The following is a 19,948-nucleotide window of genomic DNA, read 5'->3' on the forward strand; positions in this document are numbered from 1 at the left end:
GGTGTGAAACCAATCGGAAAGCCAGTCGCGATCGCCAGCCTGCTGGCGCTGCTGCTGTGCTGGCCGCTGTGGGCGCAGGCCGAGATCGAGGAGGGTTTCGATTTCGACGATGCGCCGCGCATCATCGGCCTGCACACCCCGGACTGGTTCGAGCTCAGCTTTCTCGATCTGCCGGAAGACCTGGAGCGCGCCGTGGAGCGCGGCAAGCAGGGCCTGGCCGTGTACTACGGGATGGACGACTGCCCGTACTGCGAACAGCTGTTCGAGGTGAATTTCGAGAAGGAGGACATTCGCGCGCAGCTGTCGGACAATTTCGACGTGGTGGCGATCGACGTGCTCGGAAACCGCGAGGTCACGGGGCTCGATGGCGAGGTCCGGTTCGAACGCGAATATGCTTCTGAACAACGGCTTAACTTTACACCTTCAATTGCTTTCTACGATGCTGACGGCGAGCGCATTCACCAAATGCGGGGCTATTACCCGCCGTATCGCTTCCGCGCGCTGCTCGACTATGTGACCGAGCGCCACGACCGCGAGATGAGTTTCCGTGATTATCTCGACCGCGCCGATCCCCCGCCCAAGTTCGACACGGACGACATCAACGAGCGCGACTTCTTCATCAACGAGCCGTATGCGCTGGATCGCAGCAGAATTCCCGCTCAACGGCCCCTGGTGGTGTTCTTCGAGCGCGAGGCCTGCCATGCCTGCGATATCCTGCACACCGAGCCGTTGCAGGAAGACGAGGTGCTGGACCGCATCGCCCTGATGGATGCCGTCCAGCTGGACGCCGAGGACAGTGACACGCCGGTACTGACCCCGGACGGTCAGCGCACCAATCCGCGCGACTGGGCGGCGGAACTCGATGTGCACTGGGCGCCGACGCTGATCTTCTTTGACGAGGCGGGCGAGGAGATCATCCGCATCGACTCGGTCGTGCACCTGAACCGGCTGCGCAACGTGATGGACTATGTGCTCACGCGCGGCTACGAGGACTATCCGACCTTCGAACGCTGGCGCGCCCAGCAACCATAGCCGTAAGGGAAACACTGTCTAATGTACATGCTCGCGTTGGTACCCCACGGGGCTCGGCCGCCCGTTGTTATCAAGAATGGGCGCGCGCATTAATCAGTGTTTCCCTGGCGGCCGAGGACCGAACTGCATGCATTTCGAACGTGACTTCGTCCTGCGCAATCGCGATGTGCTGGAGGGCATTGTGGCCCGTGCCCATCGTGTCGCGCTGGGGATCTTCGTGCTGACCTTCAGTGGCTACGGCATCGCCGTCTGGCTGTGGTTCCAGGAGCAGATGTGGGCGGCACTAATTACCGCGACCGTCAGCTACCTGGTGTTTCGCCAGTTCCGGATGCTGGCGCTGGGGATCGCGCGCATGCCGCTGCGAGGGGACCCCGCGGCGCTGGAGGCGACCCGGGCACTGGATAACGCGCTGGAAGAGGACCGGCCGCACCCGGTGCTGGCGGAGCTGGAGGCCCACCTGCGGGCGCTGGACGAGGAGGGATCCCCGGAGGCGCCGTCGGAAGAGAGTGAAGACGGCCGGTCGGGCCGGGACTAGGGAGACGCTGATTTAATCGCACGTCCGCGTTGGTGCCCCCTGTTTTCCGAGACAAGGCGCGTCGTGTAGCGGGTAGTGGTTCTACCCGCAAGCGGCGCAACGCAGGATCGGGGAACAGGGAGCACCAACCCCACAAGCTATTGAAAGCAGGGGCTCGGCCGCCCGTTGTTGATCAAAAACGGGCGCGGGAACGGCGTTGCGGCTCCTTTGTGCAGAATGACTGCACGGCAGTCACCGCGCCTTGTTCCCGCGCAAAAGCGACTCGAGCGCGGACGTGCGATTAAATCAGCGTCTCCCTAGAGCTCGACGCGTACGCCCAGCTTCTGCCCGATCACGCGGGCCACGGTCTCGTGCAGGTCGTCCCCGTTACGGTCATCCAGCCAGGCATCTTCGTCCTCGTTGTAGCCGAAGTGGGCCGGTCCCTCGGGCGAGGACAGCCAGATCTGCTGTGCGGCCTCCTGGCGGTTCAGGATCATCTGCGCCCCGTCCTCGAACTCGAGGGTCAGGACACCGTCGATCAGGTCGATGTCCAGGTCGTCGAGACCGTCCTGGTCGCTCAGGCGGTTGTAGATCTCGTCGAGGGTCTGTTCGGCAAATACGGCGAAGGAGGGCTGGCTCATGGGTCTCTCGGTTCGGTCGATGCTTTGGCGCGGGCAGTATAAAGGAGGAAGCGCTGAATGAAGCGATGTCGGCGTTCCGGACGGGGTCAACGTCTTCCTATGCTCGCCAGGCGGCGATCGCCAGGGCCACCCAGCCGAGGATGAAGGCGGTGCCGCCCAGTGGCGCGATGGCGCCCAGTACGCGCGGGGCCCCCAGGGCCAGGGCATACAGACTGCCGGCAAAGAGCAGGATGCCGAGCACGAAGGCCACGGCACTGGCGGTGGCCCAGCCGGTGGCCAGGTGCGCCCACAGCGCCGCCAGCAGGAGCAGGGCGAGGGCGTGGATGAAGTGATACTGGACGCCGGTGTGCCAGGTGGCCAGCGCGCGTTCGGACAGCCGGTCCTGCAGAGCGTGTGCCCCGAACGCACCGAGCACGACCGCGATCGCGGCGAGCAGGGCCGCGATTACGATCAGTGCGCGGATCAGCGGTTCGCTTTCCGTGCCCGGCATTAGGGAAACACTGACCGATGTACACGCTCGCCGCTTCGTCGCATTTGCGTTCGAACAAGGCGTGGCGACGGCCGTGCAGTCATTCTGCACAAGGGAGCCGCAGCGCCGTGCGCGTGCCCGTTTTTATCAACAACGGGCGGCCGAGCCCCTGCATTGAATGGTTTGTGGGGTACCAACGCGAGTGTGTACATCGATCAGTGTTTCCCTAGGCGTCGTCGCCCATGTCGCTATCGTAGTCCTGCCCGGGCACCCAGCCGTGTTCCCGGGCCCGCGCGATCGCTGCATCGTGGATGCGCGTGTGGCGTTCACGCAGATCGGGCGGGAGGTTGGCAATGCGCAGGTCGTACTTGTCCCATTCGGCGTTGACCTGGTCGTGCAGCTGCTGGATGCGGCCGAGGTCCCAGCCCTCGCAGGTCTCGGTCTCCGGCAGGAAGCCGAAAACCCAGGCATCGCGGATAATATTGCCGACCGGCGTCATGCCGCCGTACAAGTCATTGTGGATGCCGACGTAGTGGCGGCTTCCGGAGCGTCTGGCTGTAGTCATCCGCGTAGTGTAGAGGCACGCCGGCCAGCCGCAAAGCACATTTCGTTATTGGTGGAGACCTGATGATACAGCCCGCGGGCGACAGCCTGAATCGAATGCGGATCCGCGCTCTGCTGAAGCTGATGGTGCTGGGGGCTGTGATCGTGTTTGCCGGTGTGCTGGGGAGTTACGCGCTGTCCGTGCTGGGGGGTGGGGAGAGCGAGCGTCGCATCGTGGAGCTGGATGGGATCGGGCCCGGCGAGCTCAAGCGACTGGACTGGGAAGGCCGGCGCATCCTTGTTCTGCACCGTGATTCCGACCTGCAGCAGGCGCTGGGCAAGGACGATGAGCTGGTGGATCCGCGCGCCCGTCGCGGTCAGCAGCCGGACGGGCTGGAGCTGCCACTGCGCAGCCTGCGGCCACAGTGGCTGGTGGTGATCGGCGAGAGCACCGATCTCGGCTGCGAGCTGGATCTGGTTCATCCGGACGAGGCCGATGGCTGGTCCGGCGGGTTTGTCGATCGCTGCCGTGGCGGTCGCTACGACGCCGCCGGGCGGGTGTATGACGGGCAGGATGCCCGGCGCAACCTGTCCATCCCCGAGTATCGCTTCTCTGGAGACGACCGGCTGATTCTGGGTGGTTCGTAATCCCGAGGCGGGCGTGGGTCCCGCGGCCCGGATTCAGGATTGCGCGGTGGGTGCGTAGACGTCGAAACGCACGCTCTTGCCCCTGACGCTGCCCTGGGGCGTGTCGGGACCCAGGGCAGGGGCATGCAGGGGCCGCTTGACGACGACCCGTCGCGTGGCCGCGTTGCGCAGCGTCTGCAGTGTGGTTTCCGGCTCGGGATCCGGGTCGCCCTCCATCAGGGCCTGGGTCAGCTGCATGTCCTTCTTGACCGCGGCGCGCTTGGCCCGCTCCGGGAACATGGGATCGAATACGGCGGCGACGGGCGGCGTGCTCAGGGTGCCCGGCGCGGCCAGGCCCGCGTGCAGCGTGATGCGCTCGACGATCGGGGCCAGCGCCTCGTCATGGGCGGCGCGCTGCAGGGCATCCGCCAGCAGCAGGTAGACGACCGGGTGGCGTTCCCAGGCGTCCACGCGGAAGCCGTGCGCGGCCAGCAGCAGCGTATCGCGCCCCAGGCCCGCCGTGGCGTCTACCACATGGCTGTCCCGCGGGATATTGCCCATGGCCCGGATCAGGCCCTCTCGCTGGCGCCCGCTGTGCGCCAGACGATACCCCTGACGGCCGGTGGCAAAGTCCAGATGCAGACGCAGTTCGCGCCGGCCCTCCTCGCGGATCAGCGACAGCCCGTCCGCGCCGACCTCCAGTACCAGGGGTGCGCCCAGGTGACGATAGCCATGGGCTTGCAGGTCGCGGTCGATCTCCCCGGCTCGGGCCTCCTGCCCGGGTTCTGCGCGGATTTGAAGCGTCACGGTCAGTAGTGCGGCGGAGGCGGCTCGTTGTCGGCTCCAGGACTGCCACCCTGGTCCTCGAGTTCCCGCAACCGGTCGCGGAGCCACTGGAGCTGGCGGCGCAGTTCCTGGTTGTCCTGCTGTAGCGCGTGCTGGACGCGAGCCTGCACTTCCTGGGTGTACTCCTGATGGGCCAGGCGAACCTCCAGCGCCTCGATCCGCGCGATGAGTTCGTGGTCGGTGCGGGATGGATCAGCTGACGACATGGCGGGGCTGTCCCTGGGCGAAAGAGCGGATGTTGGCCGCGATCTCCTCGATCACGCGCTGGCGGGCACTGCGAGCCGCCCAGGCCGTATGCGGGGTCAGCACGAGGTTCGGGATGTCCGCTGCCAGCAGGGGGTGGTCCGCGGGTGGGGGCTCGGGCTCCAGGACGTCGATGCCGGCACCACCCAAATGTCCCTCGTGCAGATGCCGTGCGAGGGCCTCGGGATCGACCAGACCGCCCCGGGCGGTATTGAGCAGGATTGCCCCCGGTGGCATCTGCCGCAGAGCGTTGTCATCGATCAGGTTGCGCGTCTCGGGCGACAGCGGGCAATGCAGGCTGACCACGTCGCTGGTCGCAAGCAGCTCCGGCAGCGGGATTCGATACGCGTCATCCGCGGGCGAGGGCACTGCCTTCCGCAGGCTTGCGGCCACTTGGACCTGCATGCCGAAGGCCCGGGCGACGCGTGCCGTGGCCTGCCCCAGTACGCCGTAGCCGATGATGCCCAGGCGCATGCCAGCCAGGGTCCGGATCGGATGGTCCAGCAGGCAGAACTGGTCGGAGGCGCTCCAGTGGCCGGCGCGGATATCGGCGCGGTAGTCGTCCAGCCGCGTGACCAGCGTCAGCAGCAGGGCAAATACATGCTGTACCACGGAGTCCGTTGCGTAGTCGCGCGCGTTGCTGACGGTGATGCCCAGCCGGTTTGCAGCGGCAACATCGATATTGTTGGTGCCGGTGGCCGCGGCACAGACCAGCTTGAGGTTTGCGGCGGTGCCCAGACGTGACTCGTCCAGTACCACCTTGTTCGTGACCACCACCTCGGCATTCGCAATGCGGGCGGCGATGTCATCTGCCTCTGTGCGCGGGTGCAGATCCCACTCGGGGAGGGCCTCGCGCAGGGGGGCGAGGTCCAGGTCGTCACGATCCACCGTGGACAGGTCGAGAAATACCCCGTGTCGCAGTTCAGTCATGGCGGTTACCAAGGGAAAATGACGTTACGACGCTTGCGGATAGGAGCACTACCCCCGGCGCGACGCGGCTTGCCTCGGAAAACCTGGGGTGCCAACGCGAGCGTGTACATTGATCAGTGTTTCCCAACAAAAGGGCCCCGCATCGCGGGGCCCGAATCGCTTGCCTGTCAGCCTGCGACGGTTAGTTGTCGCCCATGAAGGCGTGGAACAGGTTCAGCAGGTGGAGGAACATCACGTAGAGGTTCGCGTACAGCGAGACCGTCATCATGATGTAGTTGGCCTCCGGGTCGTGGATCATGCGGCTGGTGTCGAACAGGATCGCCGCCGACAGCAGCAGCACCACGGCCGCCGAGATGGTCAGCGACAGCGCCGGGATCGCCAGGAAGAGGTTGGCGACGATCGCGAGCAGGGCGACGATCAGGCCGACCACCAGGAAGCCACCCAGGAAGCTGAAGTCCTTCTTGGTGGCCAGGGCGTAGCCGGACAGCGCGACAAAGGCGACCGCCGTGGCGGTAAAGGCATTGCCGACGATCTGCGGGCCATTGGGCAGGCCCAGGTACATGCTCAGGATCGGGCCGAGGAAGAAGCCCAACACGCCGGTGAAGGCGAAGGTCAGCACCAGCCCGAGCGCGGAATTGCGCGCGGCATGGATGGCAAACGGACCGCCAATCAGCACGGCCAGCAGGACCAGCCAGTGCACCGCCGGGGCGCCCACGGCCATTGCCACAAAGGCCATCACCGCGCTGAACGCCAGGGTGACCGACAGCAGCATGTAGGTCTGTCGGATGACCTTGTTGGTCGAGATGGTCTCGCTGATGGAACCGGTACTGGACGGGTTGCGACTCGAGCGAACGATCTGGTCTCGGGACACGGGTCAACTCCTCTTGGGTTCGTAGCCTGCTCAGTGTAGCGACTGACGTCGGTGGTTGCAGCCCTTTTCGCCGTCCTTGGCGCGGGCTTTCGCCATCATTTGATCGGTTCGCCCACGCGTTCGGAGATCTCCTTCACCGCATGGTCGGTGGACTTGAAGATGTTGTCCTTGCCGATGATGTCCTCGAGTCCGGTGCGCTGCATGACCTCCAGGACCTGTGCCTTCACGCCGGCGAACACCAGGGTGATGCCACGCGCCTTCAGGCGGTGGACCAGCTGGTGGATCACTTCCTCGCCGGAGGCGTCGATCTCGTTGATGCCCTTGCCGACCACGATCAGATACTTGGCCTGCGGGTGGCGGGCAATCAGGTCGAGTACCGCGTCCTCGAAGTAGGGGACGTTGGCGAAGTACAGCGAGCCGTCGAAGCGCATCAGGCCGACCTTCTCGTTGGTCTCCAGGCCGTAGCGCTGGGCCTCGCGAAGCGTCCCGTCCTCAAAGCGGGCCAGTTCGCACACGCGCGGCTGCATGGTGCGGTACAGGTACAGCACGATCGCCAGACCGGCGCCCATCAGGATGCCGTAGTCGAGGTTCGGAGCCATCGCCAGGGTGGCGATGAAGGTGACCACCGCGGCCGCCCCGTCATGCTTGTTGGCCACCCAGGCGTGCTTGATCGCCTTGAAGTTAATCAGTCCGACCACCGCCATCATGATGATCGCCGCCAGCACCGACTGCGGCAGGTGATAGATCAGCGGCGTCAGAAAGAGTAGTGCGATCCCGATGATCACGGCCGTGAATACTGACGCCAGACCGGTGCGGGCACCCGAATTCAGGTTGACCGCCGAGCGCGAGAACGAACCACTGACGGGGTAGCCCTGGGTAAAGCCGCCGGCGATGTTGGCCAGGCCCTGTCCCATCAGCTCCTTGCTCGGATCGAGACGCTGGCCGGTGCGCGCGGCCATGGCCTTGGCAATCGCAATGGCCTCGGTAAAGCCGACCAGCGCGATCACGAAGGCCGTAGTCAGGAGCGTGGTGATCGTCCCGAAGGTGATCTCCGGCGCGGTGATCGATGGCAGGCCCTGGGGTACGTTGCCCACCACAGCGCCACCGCCATTCAGCGAGACCTCGTCGCCGTCCACTCGCTCGATCCGCCACGCGGTGCGCTCGGCGCGTTCGCGTTCGGCGTCCGTCAAGTGATCATCGGCGATGAAGCGCTCGGGTTCGTCGTCCGTCGCCGGGAGTCGGCGCAACGTCGTGTTGCGCAACTCGTCGCGCAGCGGGACGAGCTCGGCGCGCAGTTCATCGCGCTGCAGTTCGGCCTGCTCCTGCTGGAAGCGCAAGGCGGGCGCATCGCCGCGGGCCGCCTCCTGGATCTCGACTTCCAGTTCGCGCACGCGGTCGTCCAGATCGGCCGCTTGCGACCGCTTCTCTTCGATCTGCTGGGCGAGTTCGACCAGCTCGCTCGGTGCGATCTGAGCCAGCGTCGTGTCGGCCTTGCGCTCGTACCCGATCAGCCAGGAGATCAGGATGGTGACGACCACTGCGACCAGCACGCCCGGAATCTTCGGGGTGACGCGCTTCATGCCAACCATCAGCGCGATCGCGCCCAGGCCAAAGGCGAGGGTGGGCCAGTGGGTGTGGCCCAGTTCCAGTACGACGCCCCAGAGACCCAGGAGGAAGTGGCCGGAGGTGTCGATCGGGACCCCCAGCAGCTTGTTGATCTGGGACAGCCCGATGATGATCGCGGCGGCGTTGGTAAAACCGACGATCACCGGGTGGGAGATGAAGCTGACCAGCGCACCTAGCTTGAACAGGCCCATGACCAGCTGGATCACGCCCACGATCAGGGCCAGTGCGATTGCCAGCATGATGAATTCGGAGGAGCCCTCGGCCGCAAGCGGCACCAGGGCCGATGCCGTCAGCAGGGATACCACTGCGACCGGGCCGGTAGCGAGCTGATTCGAGGAACCCCACAGCGCGGCCACCATCACCGGCAGCAGCGAGGCATAGAGCCCGTATACCGGAGGCAGGCCGGCCAGCTGCGCATAGGCCATGGATTGCGGAATCAGGACCAGGGCCACCGAGATCCCGGCGATCAGATCCGCGTTGAGCGTTTCCTTGGTGGGGCGCCAGCTCAGGAACGGAAAGATGCGCAGCAGGATCGAATTCATGGCGGTACTCGCTTGGCCTGTTCGTGACGAAGACGACGGCTAGTCGAGCGATCCCGCGTGCCCGGCGCACCCGGGCCGTATGGCTGCCAGGGCCGTCGTCACGTGATTGGCAGCCATGTCTGGCCCGGGCTTGGGCCGGGCGCAGTCAGGGGAGCGCAGATTATAGAAGGTTGGCTTATTTTCTTCTATCAAAGGTATTCAATGCGACATATAGAGCATAAGAAATGTAACGGGGCGTGATGGACCGTCGAGGTTCAAACAAAAAAGCCCCGGTCACCAACGGTGACCGGGGCTTTCGGCGTATGCTTCGGCGTGGCTTACTGCGGGGGTGCCATGCCCGGGCTGCCGCCCTGCTGCATTTCCTGCTGCAGGTTTTCCAGACGCGCGATGACATCATCGATGTCCGGATTCTCTTCGCGCATCGCGGCCATCAGGTCTTCACGCAGCGATTCCTGAGCGGAGATGATCTCCTCGTCCTGCGCCACGGCCTGCTGGGCCTCCTGCAGGTTCATCTGCGCCTGCTGGACGTCTTCGGACTGAATTACCTGCTGGCGTTCCTCGGCGCTCAGGTCCGGGTCGCGCAGGCGTTCTTCGGCACCTTCCAGGGTCTCGAGATCCTGGCGCGGCTGATAGCCGGCCTCTTCCATCTTGTTGAGCACCAGGTTTTCAAGCTCTTCGCCCTTTTGTTCCAGATCGGGGTTGTTCTCGATCGCCTGCTGCTGGGTCTCGGCCAGGGTCTGCTGCAGTTGCTGCATTTCCATTTGCGGGTCGGCACCGCCTTGCTGCTGTCCCTGCTGGCCCATGCCTTCCTGACCCATGCCCTGGGCCATGACCAGCGGGCTGGCGAGCGCGAGCGCGGCGGCGGCAATCAAACCGGCGAGAGGCCGGGAACGGTTCGTCATAACAATTCTCCTCATGAAAGTACGGTGGGAAGCTTAGTGCGTGGCGACTTAACAACAGCTTAACAGGCGCGAGCGTGCGTTTCCGGGGCACCCCGGTTTTCGTTGCAGGCTTCTCGTTTTTCGACGCTCTAGGGAGACGCTGACTAGGGAGACGCTGATTGAATCGCGCGTCCGCGCTCGAGTCGCTTTTGCGTGCGAACAAGGCGCGGTGACTGCCGTGCAGTCATTCTGCACAAGGGAACCGCAACGTTGTGCGCGCGCCCGTTTTTGATCAACAACGGGCGGCCGAGCCCCTGCTTTGAATGGCTGGTGGGGCTGGTGCCCCCTGTTCCCCGATCCTGCGTTGCGCCGCTTGTGGGTAGAACCACTACCCGCTGCACGACGCGCCTTGTCTCGGAAAACAGGGGGCACCAACGCGGACGTGCGATTCAATCAGCGTCTCCCTAGGGCCGTGGGGTTCCGAAAAGCGCAATGTCCGGCGCCGTCAGGTGGATCTCCCAGCCAAGATGCGCGGCGATCCAGCGCAGGGTGTCGGGCCCGTAGAAGGCCACATGGGTGGGGTCTCGGCGATAGTGCCAACGATGAAAGGCCGCCGCGGGAGGCGGCCAGCCGGTCATGATCGCCAGCGTGCCGCCGGGGCGCAGAAGGGCGGCCATCCCCGCAAGTGTGGCGATCGGGTCATGCAGGTGTTCGAGGACCTCGGTACAGGTGACGAGATCGAAGCATTCGCCGGCGTGCGGGCGGTCGGGCGCAAAAACCGGATCAAAGGCCTGCATGGAATAGCCCCGCGCACGCAGCATGTCCGCCAGTACCGGATGAGGGCCACAGCCCCAGTCAAGGCCCTGTGCTGGCGGTGGACAGTGCGCCTCCAGCGGCGCAAGCAGGCGGCCCAGGAAGCGCCGATATCCGGCATCATCCGGGCGGTTCTCGTGCGTCTGGTAGTAGTCGCGCTCGAAGTTGGGTGTGGGCCAGTACTCGCGCTCGAGGACGATCAGGGAACAATGGCGACAGCGCTGGTAACCCCCGGGCGAGGGATCACGCACCCCGCGGCTGAAGAACGGGTGCAGAAGGCTGGCGCACAACGGACATCGGGCCATGCGTCAGTGTTTCCCTAACGGCGCAGGAAGCGGAACCAGGACGCGATGTTCAACAGGCTCATCAGGGACTGAGCGAGGTAAGTATAGGCCGCGGCCTTGAGGATGCGCTGGGCATGCGGGTAGTCCGGCGGGTGCAGGTAATTGCCCCGGCGGAGCATGGGCAGGGCCCGGCGGAAGCTCGCGTCGAATTCGGTGGGCAGGGTGACGAAGTGCACCAGCGCGGCGAGCCCCATCGACAGGATCCCGGCCAGGAAAAACAGGATGCCCGGCGCCGGATGCCTGGCGATTAGAGTGATCACGGGGATTGCGACCATCAGCCAGGCCCCGATCTGCTGGCCGTAACGGGAAAGGCAGACCAGGTTGCTGCGCATGCGCAGGGGCGGGTATTCCTGAGCATGCTGCACCGCATGACCCACTTCGTGCGCGGCCACGGTGATTGCGGTGAGCGAGCGGCCATCGTGGTTGTCCTCCGACAGCCGTACCGCGCGATCAAAGGCGTCGTAGTGGTCGCCGTCGCGGGTGGATTCGACACGCACGTCTTGCAGGCCATGGCGATCCAGCAGATCACGCGCCAGCTCTGCGCCGGTCCCGTCGTAGCGGTCCTCCGGCTGGCTGTACTTCTTCATCGTCTGGCGTACCCACCAGCTCGGGGCCCAGGCCAGGAGCAGCACGAGCGGTGCGAGCAGAATCAGCAGTCGCATGCCTTCATCATGGCGCGACTTCCCCTCCAGGGGAAGTCGTCCGCGTGAATCCGCACACCCGTCCTTTCTCGCTCAGTCGTCGGCCTCGTCGTAATCGCCCTTGTGTTTCGGATTGGGGCGTGCGCGCCGGTCTTTCGAGTAGTCCCGACCGTCCTCGGTGTCTTCGCCCGTTTCCTGCGTGAGCCGCAGATGCGCGGGCGGGGCGGTCCCGTCCTTTTCCTGACCGAAGTAGATCGTCTGGTGCGGGAACGGGATCTCGATGCCGGCCGCGTCGAAGTGCTTTTTCACCAGGCGGTTGAACGCGCGGCCCAGCCCGAACTGCGTGCCCGGCAGGGTCTTGATGCGGATGCGCACGTTGACCGAGCTGTCGGCCAGTGCAGTGACGCCGTGCACCTCGATCTCGTCGAGGATGTTCGGGCCCTGATCCGGATCTTCCTTGAGTTCCTCGAAAGCCTCGCGCAGGCGCACGATGACCTCGTCGATGTCCTCGCGATAGGCCACGCGGTACTCGCCCACATGGTAGGCGAACTCGCGCATGTAGTTGGACACGGCATCCACCGACGAGAACGGGATCAGGTGATAGGTGCCGGACAAGTCACGCAGGCCCATGGAACGGATGGTGAGTTTTTCGACCACCCCGGTCAGTCCCGCCACCGTGACCACGTCCCCGGTATTGATGGCCTTTTCAAGCTGGATGAATACGCCCGTGATGATGTCCTGCACCAGTTTTTGCGCGCCAAAGCCAACGGCGAGGCCCAGGACACCGGCACCGGCCAGCAGCGGGCCGATGTTCACGCCAATCTCGGCCAGCACGATCATGGTGGTCATCACCGCCAGCACCACAGCGACCGCGTTGCGGAACAGGGTCAGCAGGGTCTTCTCGCGCGCGCCCGGCTCGCCTTCGCCGGTACTCGGGCTCAGGCGGTGTTCGATCCAGCTGGCGAACACCAGCCAGATGGCCAGTGCGCCGAGCAGGATCAGGGCGACCGAGATCGCAGTGCCGAGGACATACATACCCGTGTCGGATGCGATCCAGTCGGCGAGGTTGAAGATGCCCCAGGCATCCGCGATGACCGCGAGCACGATCAGCAGGATCACCAGACGCATGGTCTTGAGTGCCTTGGGGATATAGGAGTTCAGGCGCGCCTCGAGCAGCGGGAACTTGACGCGCGTCTCGTCCGGGACGCGAATCTCGCGTCCGATGATCTGGGTGAGCACGTTGGCGACGAATACCCCGATGAAGGCCGCCAGTACGGTCTGTCCGGTGGCCTTCGCCATGAAGGGAAGGGCATCCTCCGGCCGGGTAATGCTGACGACCGCAAGCGTCAGGAAGTAGATCAGCGCGATCCAGTGCCAGGCATTCGCCAGAAAGGTCAGGGTCATGCGCGTAAACGCAAAGCCGGCGCGGTTAGCGACCAGGATCAGGCGGTCGTGCACCCGGTGTCGGTTCTGCAGGATGATGACCGCTGCATAGAGGAAGGCGGTCAGCATCACCAGCAGGCCGAGCGAACGGCCGGCCTCGCTGGAGATGTGATTGTTGGTGATCGGTACCAGCAGAAGCAGGCCGTAACCGATGTAGGTCACCAGGCGTGCCAGCCAGGCATTCCAGTACGCGGCCTCGTCGCCGGCCATCGGCAGCAGTCGCAGGCCGTGATAGCGCGTCGCGAAAATTAGACGCAACGCCGCTTTGGTCACTTCGATCAGCAGGAAGGCATTGAGGAACAACGAATGCCGCATGAGCATCTCGCCGGATTCCCCGAGGACAAAGAGTGCGAGCCCATAGCCCCCCACCCAGGCCAGAAGGACGACCAGAAAGTCGATCAGCGCCGCCAGCAGGACCGCCGGAAGCGCACGCAGCAGGTGATACTGCCTCGGTGAGTGAATCACCCAGCGATCCAGGGCGGCGAACATCGGGTGGCCCAGGCGTCGCAGAATCAGAAAGCCGGCAACCGTCAGCACAATCAGGATCGCCAGGTCCAGCACGCCGGCGCCAAACACCACTAGATCGATCGTGCGCATCTGTTCGCCAATGTCCGTGGCGATCTCGTTCAGCGCCCGAATCTCCTGCACCGTGCCTTCTGCGAGCGATTGTGTGACCTGGGCGATCTGGCGCGGGATCGACATCGGCTCGTCGGTGTCGACGGCCGCCTCGTCTGCCGTGCTTTCGTCGTTCCCGGTCCGTTCGGCACGCAATGTCTCGAGCAGGCGCTCGCGTGCCTCTTCGTTTTCCAGTGCCTCGATCAGCGCGTCATGCAGATCGCGTCCGTCACCGCCCTCCTGGGCCTGAACGGTCCCCAGGGGCATGAGCAGCGACAGCAAGAAGAGGGTCAGGAGGAGGAAGATGGGGAGACGCAAAAAGCGGCTGGGGGACACGGGCGGACCTCGGGTTTGGACGGGGTTCGCGGGTCGCCAGGAGGACGCCAGTGCGAGCATCCGTGCGACAGCGGAGGCATGTAGTCTAGGGAAACGACAAGGCATTTTCACGCCCGCGGAGCGAGCGCAGGGACTATTCCAGCAGCATGGGATCCAGCCAGGCGATCCCCAGCTGATTCATCTGGCGTTCGATCCAGGCGATGCGCTGGGTCAGCCGCGGTCCCGGGTGCACCGGGTTGTAGGCACCGGGGCTGGGCAGGATCGCGGCCAGGCGTGCAGCCTGGTGGCGGTCCAGCTCGCGCGCCGGGACGCCAAAGTAGTGCTGGGCCGCGTGCTCGATGCCGTAGATGCCGGGGCCCCATTCCGCCAGGTTCAGGTACACCTCGAGGATGCGTCGCTTGGGCCAGACGGTCTCCATGCCCGCGGTCAGGCCCGCTTCCAGTGTCTTGCGCATCCAGGATCTTTCGTGCCACAGAAAGAGGTTCTTGGCCGTTTGCTGACTGATCGTACTGGCCCCGCGCAGGCGCTGTCCCCGCAGCATGTGGTCATCCACGGCCTGACGCATGGATCCCCAGTCGAAACCGCGATGCACGGGGAAGTTCTGGTCTTCCGCCGCGATCACCGCGAGCATCAAGTGGCGTGGCAGATCATCCAGTCGCTGCCATTCCGGGCGCAGGCGCGAGGCGGTCTGCCAGTCCGTGGCGACCACCATGGCCATACCATAAGGCGGGTTGACCTTGGCGAACAGGACAATCAGCCCGAGTGCGACGGTAATCACAAGAGCAAGCGCCCCGGCCAGCAGCCAGGCCAGCGCGCTCAGGAGGGGTGCGATGAGTCCGCGCTGTTGACGGGCCATCAGTATCTCCCTGGGTGCAAGCAGCAAACGGCGTTCATGGGCAAAAGAATACCTCGACTAGCGCCCTTCACGTGGATACCCATTCAGTGACGTCCGGTGAGGAATCTCGTCATCGGGTGAACTGTTTGTGTCGTACGTGGCCCAACCTTGCAAGCCGGAGTATTGTCTGGTGACCCCACCCCATCCACGCGAAAGAGAAGGAGAGACTCATGGACGTAATGCCCTATCGGTATACGACACCCAGCGGTGAGGCTGTTTCCTTCGAGTTTCGTTTGCACCCCGAAACCGGCTCCGCTGTACGCGTACAGCAGCTGCTTGACCGGCTGGTCGATACCCTTGATCACGAGATCGGGGTGCTGGGCGACACCTGCAATGGTGACGTGCTCCAGGCGCTGGCGATGGCACTCGCCGTGCGCACGGACATGATCCCTGCACATCCGGAGATGACGCGTGACCTGGCGCGGGATGTCGTCGAACGCGCGCTGGGGTCCTTGCAGCAGTCCGAGCACCAGTACCTGGGCCCGGTGGGTCACGCCTGACCCCATGGGTTCCCCGCGGCGTCCAGTGGTCTTTTTTGATGGTGGCTGTCCGCTTTGCCGTCGCGAGATCGGGCACTACCAGCGTCTGGATCACGCGGGTCACGTGGACTGGCGAGATATCCATGCCGACGCCTCGCCACTCGAGCCGTGGGGGATCGACTGGGATGCCGCGATGCGGCGGATGCACGCGGTCGACGCCACGGGGCAGATCCACAGTGGCGCCTGGGCGTTTGTCGTTGTCTGGCGGCAGCTGCCGTATTACCGCGCGCTGGGGGCGGTGCTCGCGCGGCTGCCTCCCGTGGTGCGCCTGATGGATCGGGCCTATAACTGGATTGCCCGTCGACGCTGGCGGGCGCGCTGCGATCACGGGGTCTGTCACCCCAATCGCTAGGCATATACGGGGCCACCGCATTTCCCCGGTATTTCGACGCCTGTTGGCGTCACCGTTCGAGGAAAACGCGTCCGTGAAGCGGCTGCTGGTTGGTGTGGTCTGTGTACTGGGGTGGATCCTCATGGCCCCGCTGTGGGCGAATGACCTGGCCAGCGAGCGCGCGCTCGTGGCCCAGTTACAGGAGCCCCACCGGATCCTGTTGATGCGGCATGCGGCCGCGCCGGGGATCGGCGACCCCGCGGGCTTCGAACTGGAAGACTGTTCCACCCAGCGCAACCTCTCTGCGGCGGGGCGGGAGCAGGCTCGCGAGATTGGCGAGCGCCTGCGCGCGGCCGGGTTGGACGCAATCCGGGTGTTCGCCGGCCCATGGTGCCGGAATGCGGATACGGCCCGTTTGCTGGGTTATGGCGAGCCGCAGATCCTGGGTGCGTTGGGCTCGATCTTTCGCACTAACGAATCCGATCGGGAGCGTTGGATGCGCGCGTGGCACGCACATCTGGCGGCGGAGGTCGCGCGCGATGCGGGACCGGCGGTATATGTCACGCATCGCGCGAACGTCATGGGGCTGTCGGGGCGCAGTCTCGGTGCGGGCGATATGCTGGTGGTACAGCTCGATGCCGACGGTCGGGCTCGGCCCGTCACCGACTGACCCAGCGCGCGGGCCCTCTATATGTAGGGCCCAATAATGCGCGCGATCCAGCCATAGATCCGGTACTTCCAGGGGCGATTCTCCCAGGCCTCGATCGTCATGCGCTCGGCATCGGCCTTGTCTTCCTCGATCAGTTCACGGATCGAGCGGGCAAAGTCTTCATCAAAAATGTTCAGGTTGGTCTCGTCATTCAGGCGGAATGATCGGTTATGCAGATTGGCAGACCCGATGCTGGCCCAGCGGTCGTCCACGCTGACCAGCTTGGAGTGATACATCCGCGGGTGGTATTCGTACAGTTCCACGCCGGCTTCCAGTATCGGTCGCCAGCGATTAACCGAGGCGTGACGCACGAAGCCGAAGGACATGGTGTCGCCCGGCATGAGTACCCGGATCTCCACGCCGCGCTCCGCGGCCTCGGTCAGGGCGACGAGAAAGTCCGGGTCGGGATAGAAATACGCCGTGGCGATGGTCACCTGGTCTTCTGCGGCGGCCAGTGCGTGCAGGAACATTTTGCGGACCCGATGGCGCCCCTCGCGCGGGGCACTGTTGACGACTTGCGCATCCAGCTCGCCTTCAGCCTCCAGCTCTGGGTAGTAGGCATCGCCCAGCAGTAGTTCGCCCATCGCATCCAGCCAGGTTTCCATGAACGCGGCCTGCAGATTGCCCACCACAGGTCCGGTAACGCGGAAGTGGTTGTCACGGTAGGGTTCGCGATCCTCACCGGGCACCCAGGAATCCGCCACATTGGCGCCGCCAATGAATCCTGTGCGACCGTCCACCACCAGAATCTTGCGGTGGGTGCGGTGGTTGAAACGTGACATCTGATACCAGGAGGGCTTGCGCCAGCGCACAACCTCCGCGCCGGCATCGGTCATGCGGTCGAATTTTTCCTGAGAGGCGTGGACCGAGCCGATGTAATCAATGACCACATGCACCCTAACCCCGCGTTCTGCCGCGCGTGCAAACGCCTCTGCGAAGCGCGCGGCCTGGTCGCCCCAGAACTCGTACACCTCGAACGTGACTGTATGCTCGGCAGCCTCGATGGCCTCGATTTTGGCGTCGTAGATCGCCTCGCCGTCACGCAGCAGTTCCAGTGCATTGCCGGAAACAATCGGCTGTTGCAGCGTGAGCCCCATCCCGCGGCGAAATGCACTGTCCGAGGTGCCGTAGTCGATGGCCACCGGAGACTTCACCCGGTCGGGTTTCGGCAGGAGGTTAAAGAGGGCAACGTTCACCAGCACGAAGGCAAGCGCGAGGCCCAGGAGGATACCGACAGGAATGCCGATGACGCGGCGGCGCATGGTAGGCCTCTTGTATCGAACCCGCTACAGGGAGGGCGGGGAGGGATTGGGTGGTGCCGGTGTAGAACCCGCGTGTTTGAGTGTACACAATGCGCTGCGAGCAACCCTGGACGAATGTCATGAATCCGTTTCTGGAAGCAGCACTGGACGAGGCGCGAACCGGCTGGGATGAAGGGGGTATCCCGATTGGTTCGGTCATCGAGCACGGCGGCCGCATCGTCGGCCGCGGGCACAATCGGCGGGTTCAGAGCGGCAGCGCCATCCTGCATGCCGAGATGGATGCTCTGGAAAACGCCGGACGCCAGCCCGCGAGCGTCTACCGAGAATGCACGCTTTATACGACGCTCTCGCCCTGCGCGATGTGCAGCGGGGCGATCGTACTGTATGGCATCCCGCGTGTGGTGGTCGGCGAAAACGCCACCTTCATGGGGGAGGAGGACTGGCTGCGCTCGCATGGTGTGCAGGTCGATGTGCTGCAGGATGCCGCCTGCCAGGAACTGATGACCGCCTTCATCGAACGCCACCCGGACCTCTGGCACGAGGATATCGGTTGCGAATAACCCCGGGTTGACCGGAACACCCTTGCTGGCGGGCGGATATTGGTTGCCGCCCCGGACAAGGCAGCGACAAGGGGCAGGCGCCCCGGGGAGCGCCTCATGGTGCCCTTCGCGGTCAATGCCACTGTTCTGGCATGGTCGCTGCTTGGGAGCCGGATGCAATGAAAACCGGGAGCACCCCATGATCGACGGCATTGGCATGAATCAGGCGGCCCTGGCGCGGCCGGCCCATTCGGCGCAGGCCACGAACAACGCCGGGCAGGCCGGCAACCAGGCGGCACAGGCGGGGCCCGCGGCACACGCACAGCCCGCCCAGCAGGCACAGGCCGCCATGCAAGCGCAGGGGAACGGTCCGGTCAACGGGCTGGGCGCGGGCGTCTCGACCTCCCCGCATGTCGCTCAGCCTGCGGCCACCACGCACGCCCCCACGGCACACGAGGCGGCATTTTCGCCCCAGGGCATCAACGCGTCCCCGCCAACCCAGGCCACCGCGATGCCGCTGGCTGGCGGTCAGGTCAATGGGACCCAGCAGGCTGACGATGCCCCCCGGATGGACGCCGATCCGGACGACAAAGCGGACATGGGCCAGACCTTCATGCCCGATGGCTCGGTGCAGTCCAACTCCAACGAGCACCTCGGATCGCACTTTGACCTGCAGGCCTGAGGACTACAGATCCCAGTAGCCCCTGGCCACGGCCCCCGGGCTGTCCAGTTCCAGTGCAGGCTCGTCCAGTGCGGCCGCCTGTTCCCGCAGGGTCAGGATGTGCTCTTCCCAGTAGCGCGGGGTGTAGAACACGGGGAATCCGTCGATGAACGCGGGATCGTCCGCGCGGCGGGCCAGCCAGGCGGCGTGGCGCAGGATACGTAGCGTGCGCAGGGTGTTGATCAGGCCCAGCTCGCGGCGGTCGAAGCGCATGAACGTCTCGTAGCCCCCCAGCAGATCGCGTAGCTGCCCCGCCATCTCCGGCGGTTCGCCGGAGAGAAACATCCACAGATCCTGCATTGCGGGTCCATTGCAGGCGTCGTCGAGGTCAACGAAGTGGGGGCCGTCGTCGGTCCACAGGATGTTGCCCGGGTGGGTGTCGCCATGCAGCCGCAGCTGCGGGACGGGGCCCACGGCCTCGGTGTTTCGCTGCATGCGGCTGATCAGGTCCGCACTGAGGTCACGGTAGACCGTCTGCAGCCCCGGGGGCAGGTAACCGGAGGCGAGCACGTCCTGCCGCGCCTGCTCACCCAGAGTCCCCGGTTCCAGCGTGATGCGTTCGTGGAACGGCGTGCTGTGGCCCACTTCGTGAATTCGCGCAATGAACCGTCCGATGCGCTGCAGCGTAACGGACTGCTCCAGGTCCGGCGTGCGGCCGCCGCAGCGCGGATAAACCGCGAAGCGAAAGCCCTGATGATGGTGCAGCGTTTCCCCGTCCTGCCCAGCCAAGGGCGCCACCACGGGAACCTCCCGAGCGGCCAGTTCCTGGCTGAACGCATGTTCTTCGACGATCGCCTGGTCGCTCCAGCGGCCGGGGCGGTAGAACTTCGCGATGACCGGCGTCGCATCCTCGATGCCGATCTGGTACACCCGGTTTTCGTAGCTGTTCAGCGCGAGCAGGCGGCCATCGCAGCGCAGGCCGGTGGTTTCCACCGCATCGAGAATAACGGTGGGTTTGAGGGCATCGTATGGGTGGGGCTGTGTATTCATGCGGC

Annotated in this window: 23 protein-coding genes; 8 read left to right on the top strand and 15 right to left on the bottom strand. The window is 64.9% G+C overall.

Annotated features, from left to right (window positions below):
• The first annotated feature begins 3 nt into the window (after positions 1-3).
• Positions 4-1,032 carry a thioredoxin fold domain-containing protein gene (locus TK90_RS04455; RefSeq protein WP_012982297.1) on the top strand — a complete coding sequence of 343 codons (1,029 nt, stop codon included), beginning with the start codon at positions 4-6 and terminating at the stop codon, positions 1,030-1,032.
• 127 nt (positions 1,033-1,159) lie between these two features.
• A complete protein-coding gene (locus TK90_RS04460) occupies positions 1,160-1,567 on the top strand; it encodes a hypothetical protein (protein ID WP_012982298.1) in 408 nt (135 codons plus the stop codon).
• A gap of 296 nt (positions 1,568-1,863) precedes the next feature.
• On the opposite strand, the gene cyaY is transcribed toward TK90_RS04460, so the two are convergent.
• From cyaY to TK90_RS04475, 3 genes are all read right to left on the bottom strand, one after another.
• On the bottom strand, positions 1,864-2,187 hold the full coding sequence (gene cyaY, locus TK90_RS04465) for an iron donor protein CyaY (RefSeq protein WP_012982299.1): 324 nt from the start codon (positions 2,185-2,187) through the stop codon (positions 1,864-1,866).
• Between the two features lie 97 nt (positions 2,188-2,284).
• Positions 2,285-2,677, bottom strand: coding sequence for a DUF423 domain-containing protein (locus tag TK90_RS04470; RefSeq protein ID WP_012982300.1), 393 nt, complete (start codon positions 2,675-2,677; stop codon positions 2,285-2,287).
• A 205-nt stretch (positions 2,678-2,882) separates the two neighbouring features.
• Entirely contained in the window at positions 2,883-3,155 is a 273-nt protein-coding gene (locus TK90_RS04475) for a hypothetical protein (RefSeq protein WP_026148098.1), read from the bottom strand.
• A gap of 131 nt (positions 3,156-3,286) precedes the next feature.
• On the opposite strand from TK90_RS04475, the gene TK90_RS04480 reads away from it, so the two are divergent.
• Positions 3,287-3,847 (top strand): ubiquinol-cytochrome c reductase iron-sulfur subunit, encoded by a 561-nt coding sequence (locus tag TK90_RS04480; RefSeq protein WP_026148099.1) that lies wholly within the window; start codon positions 3,287-3,289, stop codon positions 3,845-3,847.
• Between the two features lie 33 nt (positions 3,848-3,880).
• Here the strand turns inward: TK90_RS04480 and TK90_RS04485 are convergent, their stop codons facing one another.
• The 10 genes from TK90_RS04485 to mtgA form a co-directional block, all read right to left on the bottom strand.
• Positions 3,881-4,633 (bottom strand): class I SAM-dependent methyltransferase, encoded by a 753-nt coding sequence (locus TK90_RS04485; protein ID WP_012982303.1) that lies wholly within the window; start codon positions 4,631-4,633, stop codon positions 3,881-3,883.
• A gap of 2 nt (positions 4,634-4,635) precedes the next feature.
• Complete coding sequence (locus tag TK90_RS04490) at positions 4,636-4,878, bottom strand: SlyX family protein (RefSeq protein ID WP_012982304.1); 243 nt, start codon at positions 4,876-4,878, stop codon at positions 4,636-4,638.
• Positions 4,865-5,845 carry a D-2-hydroxyacid dehydrogenase gene (locus TK90_RS04495; protein WP_012982305.1) on the bottom strand — a complete coding sequence of 327 codons (981 nt, stop codon included), beginning with the start codon at positions 5,843-5,845 and terminating at the stop codon, positions 4,865-4,867. The genes TK90_RS04490 and TK90_RS04495 overlap by 14 nt, the downstream gene beginning before the upstream one ends.
• A gap of 181 nt (positions 5,846-6,026) precedes the next feature.
• Entirely contained in the window at positions 6,027-6,716 is a 690-nt protein-coding gene (locus tag TK90_RS04500) for a Bax inhibitor-1/YccA family protein (RefSeq protein WP_012982306.1), read from the bottom strand.
• Between the two features lie 95 nt (positions 6,717-6,811).
• Complete coding sequence (locus tag TK90_RS04505; RefSeq protein ID WP_012982307.1) at positions 6,812-8,884, bottom strand: SulP family inorganic anion transporter; 2,073 nt, start codon at positions 8,882-8,884, stop codon at positions 6,812-6,814.
• Between the two features lie 317 nt (positions 8,885-9,201).
• On the bottom strand, positions 9,202-9,786 hold the full coding sequence (locus tag TK90_RS04510; RefSeq protein WP_012982308.1) for a hypothetical protein: 585 nt from the start codon (positions 9,784-9,786) through the stop codon (positions 9,202-9,204).
• A 443-nt stretch (positions 9,787-10,229) separates the two neighbouring features.
• A complete protein-coding gene (locus TK90_RS04515; RefSeq protein WP_012982309.1) occupies positions 10,230-10,883 on the bottom strand; it encodes a class I SAM-dependent methyltransferase in 654 nt (217 codons plus the stop codon).
• Positions 10,884-10,897: 14 nt separating this feature from the next.
• Positions 10,898-11,584 (bottom strand): zinc metallopeptidase, encoded by a 687-nt coding sequence (locus TK90_RS04520; protein ID WP_012982310.1) that lies wholly within the window; start codon positions 11,582-11,584, stop codon positions 10,898-10,900.
• A 72-nt stretch (positions 11,585-11,656) separates the two neighbouring features.
• The gene (locus TK90_RS04525; RefSeq protein ID WP_012982311.1) at positions 11,657-13,957 is read right to left on the bottom strand and encodes a mechanosensitive ion channel domain-containing protein; all 2,301 of its coding nucleotides are present in this window, start codon (positions 13,955-13,957) and stop codon (positions 11,657-11,659) included.
• Positions 13,958-14,090: 133 nt separating this feature from the next.
• Positions 14,091-14,813 (bottom strand): monofunctional biosynthetic peptidoglycan transglycosylase, encoded by a 723-nt coding sequence (gene mtgA, locus TK90_RS04530; protein ID WP_012982312.1) that lies wholly within the window; start codon positions 14,811-14,813, stop codon positions 14,091-14,093.
• Positions 14,814-15,022: 209 nt separating this feature from the next.
• Here mtgA and TK90_RS04535 point away from each other — a divergent pair, with 209 nt between their 5' ends.
• The 3 genes from TK90_RS04535 to TK90_RS04545 all read left to right on the top strand — a co-directional run bounded on the left by TK90_RS04535 (position 15,023) and on the right by TK90_RS04545 (position 16,392).
• On the top strand, positions 15,023-15,352 hold the full coding sequence (locus tag TK90_RS04535; RefSeq protein ID WP_012982313.1) for a hypothetical protein: 330 nt from the start codon (positions 15,023-15,025) through the stop codon (positions 15,350-15,352).
• A gap of 4 nt (positions 15,353-15,356) precedes the next feature.
• The gene (locus TK90_RS04540) at positions 15,357-15,743 is read left to right on the top strand and encodes a thiol-disulfide oxidoreductase DCC family protein (protein ID WP_012982314.1); all 387 of its coding nucleotides are present in this window, start codon (positions 15,357-15,359) and stop codon (positions 15,741-15,743) included.
• A gap of 73 nt (positions 15,744-15,816) precedes the next feature.
• On the top strand, positions 15,817-16,392 hold the full coding sequence (locus tag TK90_RS04545; protein ID WP_012982315.1) for a histidine phosphatase family protein: 576 nt from the start codon (positions 15,817-15,819) through the stop codon (positions 16,390-16,392).
• A 17-nt stretch (positions 16,393-16,409) separates the two neighbouring features.
• Here TK90_RS04545 and TK90_RS04550 read toward each other — a convergent pair whose 3' ends face one another.
• Positions 16,410-17,693 carry a phosphatidylserine/phosphatidylglycerophosphate/cardiolipin synthase family protein gene (locus TK90_RS04550; protein WP_012982316.1) on the bottom strand — a complete coding sequence of 428 codons (1,284 nt, stop codon included), beginning with the start codon at positions 17,691-17,693 and terminating at the stop codon, positions 16,410-16,412.
• 119 nt (positions 17,694-17,812) lie between these two features.
• On the opposite strand from TK90_RS04550, the gene TK90_RS04555 reads away from it, so the two are divergent.
• The gene (locus TK90_RS04555) at positions 17,813-18,253 is read left to right on the top strand and encodes a nucleoside deaminase (protein WP_012982317.1); all 441 of its coding nucleotides are present in this window, start codon (positions 17,813-17,815) and stop codon (positions 18,251-18,253) included.
• A 178-nt stretch (positions 18,254-18,431) separates the two neighbouring features.
• Entirely contained in the window at positions 18,432-18,914 is a 483-nt protein-coding gene (locus tag TK90_RS04560) for a hypothetical protein (RefSeq protein ID WP_012982318.1), read from the top strand.
• Between the two features lie 3 nt (positions 18,915-18,917).
• Here TK90_RS04560 and TK90_RS04565 read toward each other — a convergent pair whose 3' ends face one another.
• A complete protein-coding gene (locus TK90_RS04565; protein ID WP_012982319.1) occupies positions 18,918-19,943 on the bottom strand; it encodes a serine/threonine protein kinase in 1,026 nt (341 codons plus the stop codon).
• Between the last annotated feature and the right edge of the window lie 5 nt (positions 19,944-19,948).

Origin of the sequence: Thioalkalivibrio sp. K90mix (assembly GCF_000025545.1) — a bacterium.
GTDB lineage: Bacteria > Pseudomonadota > Gammaproteobacteria > Ectothiorhodospirales > Ectothiorhodospiraceae > Thioalkalivibrio.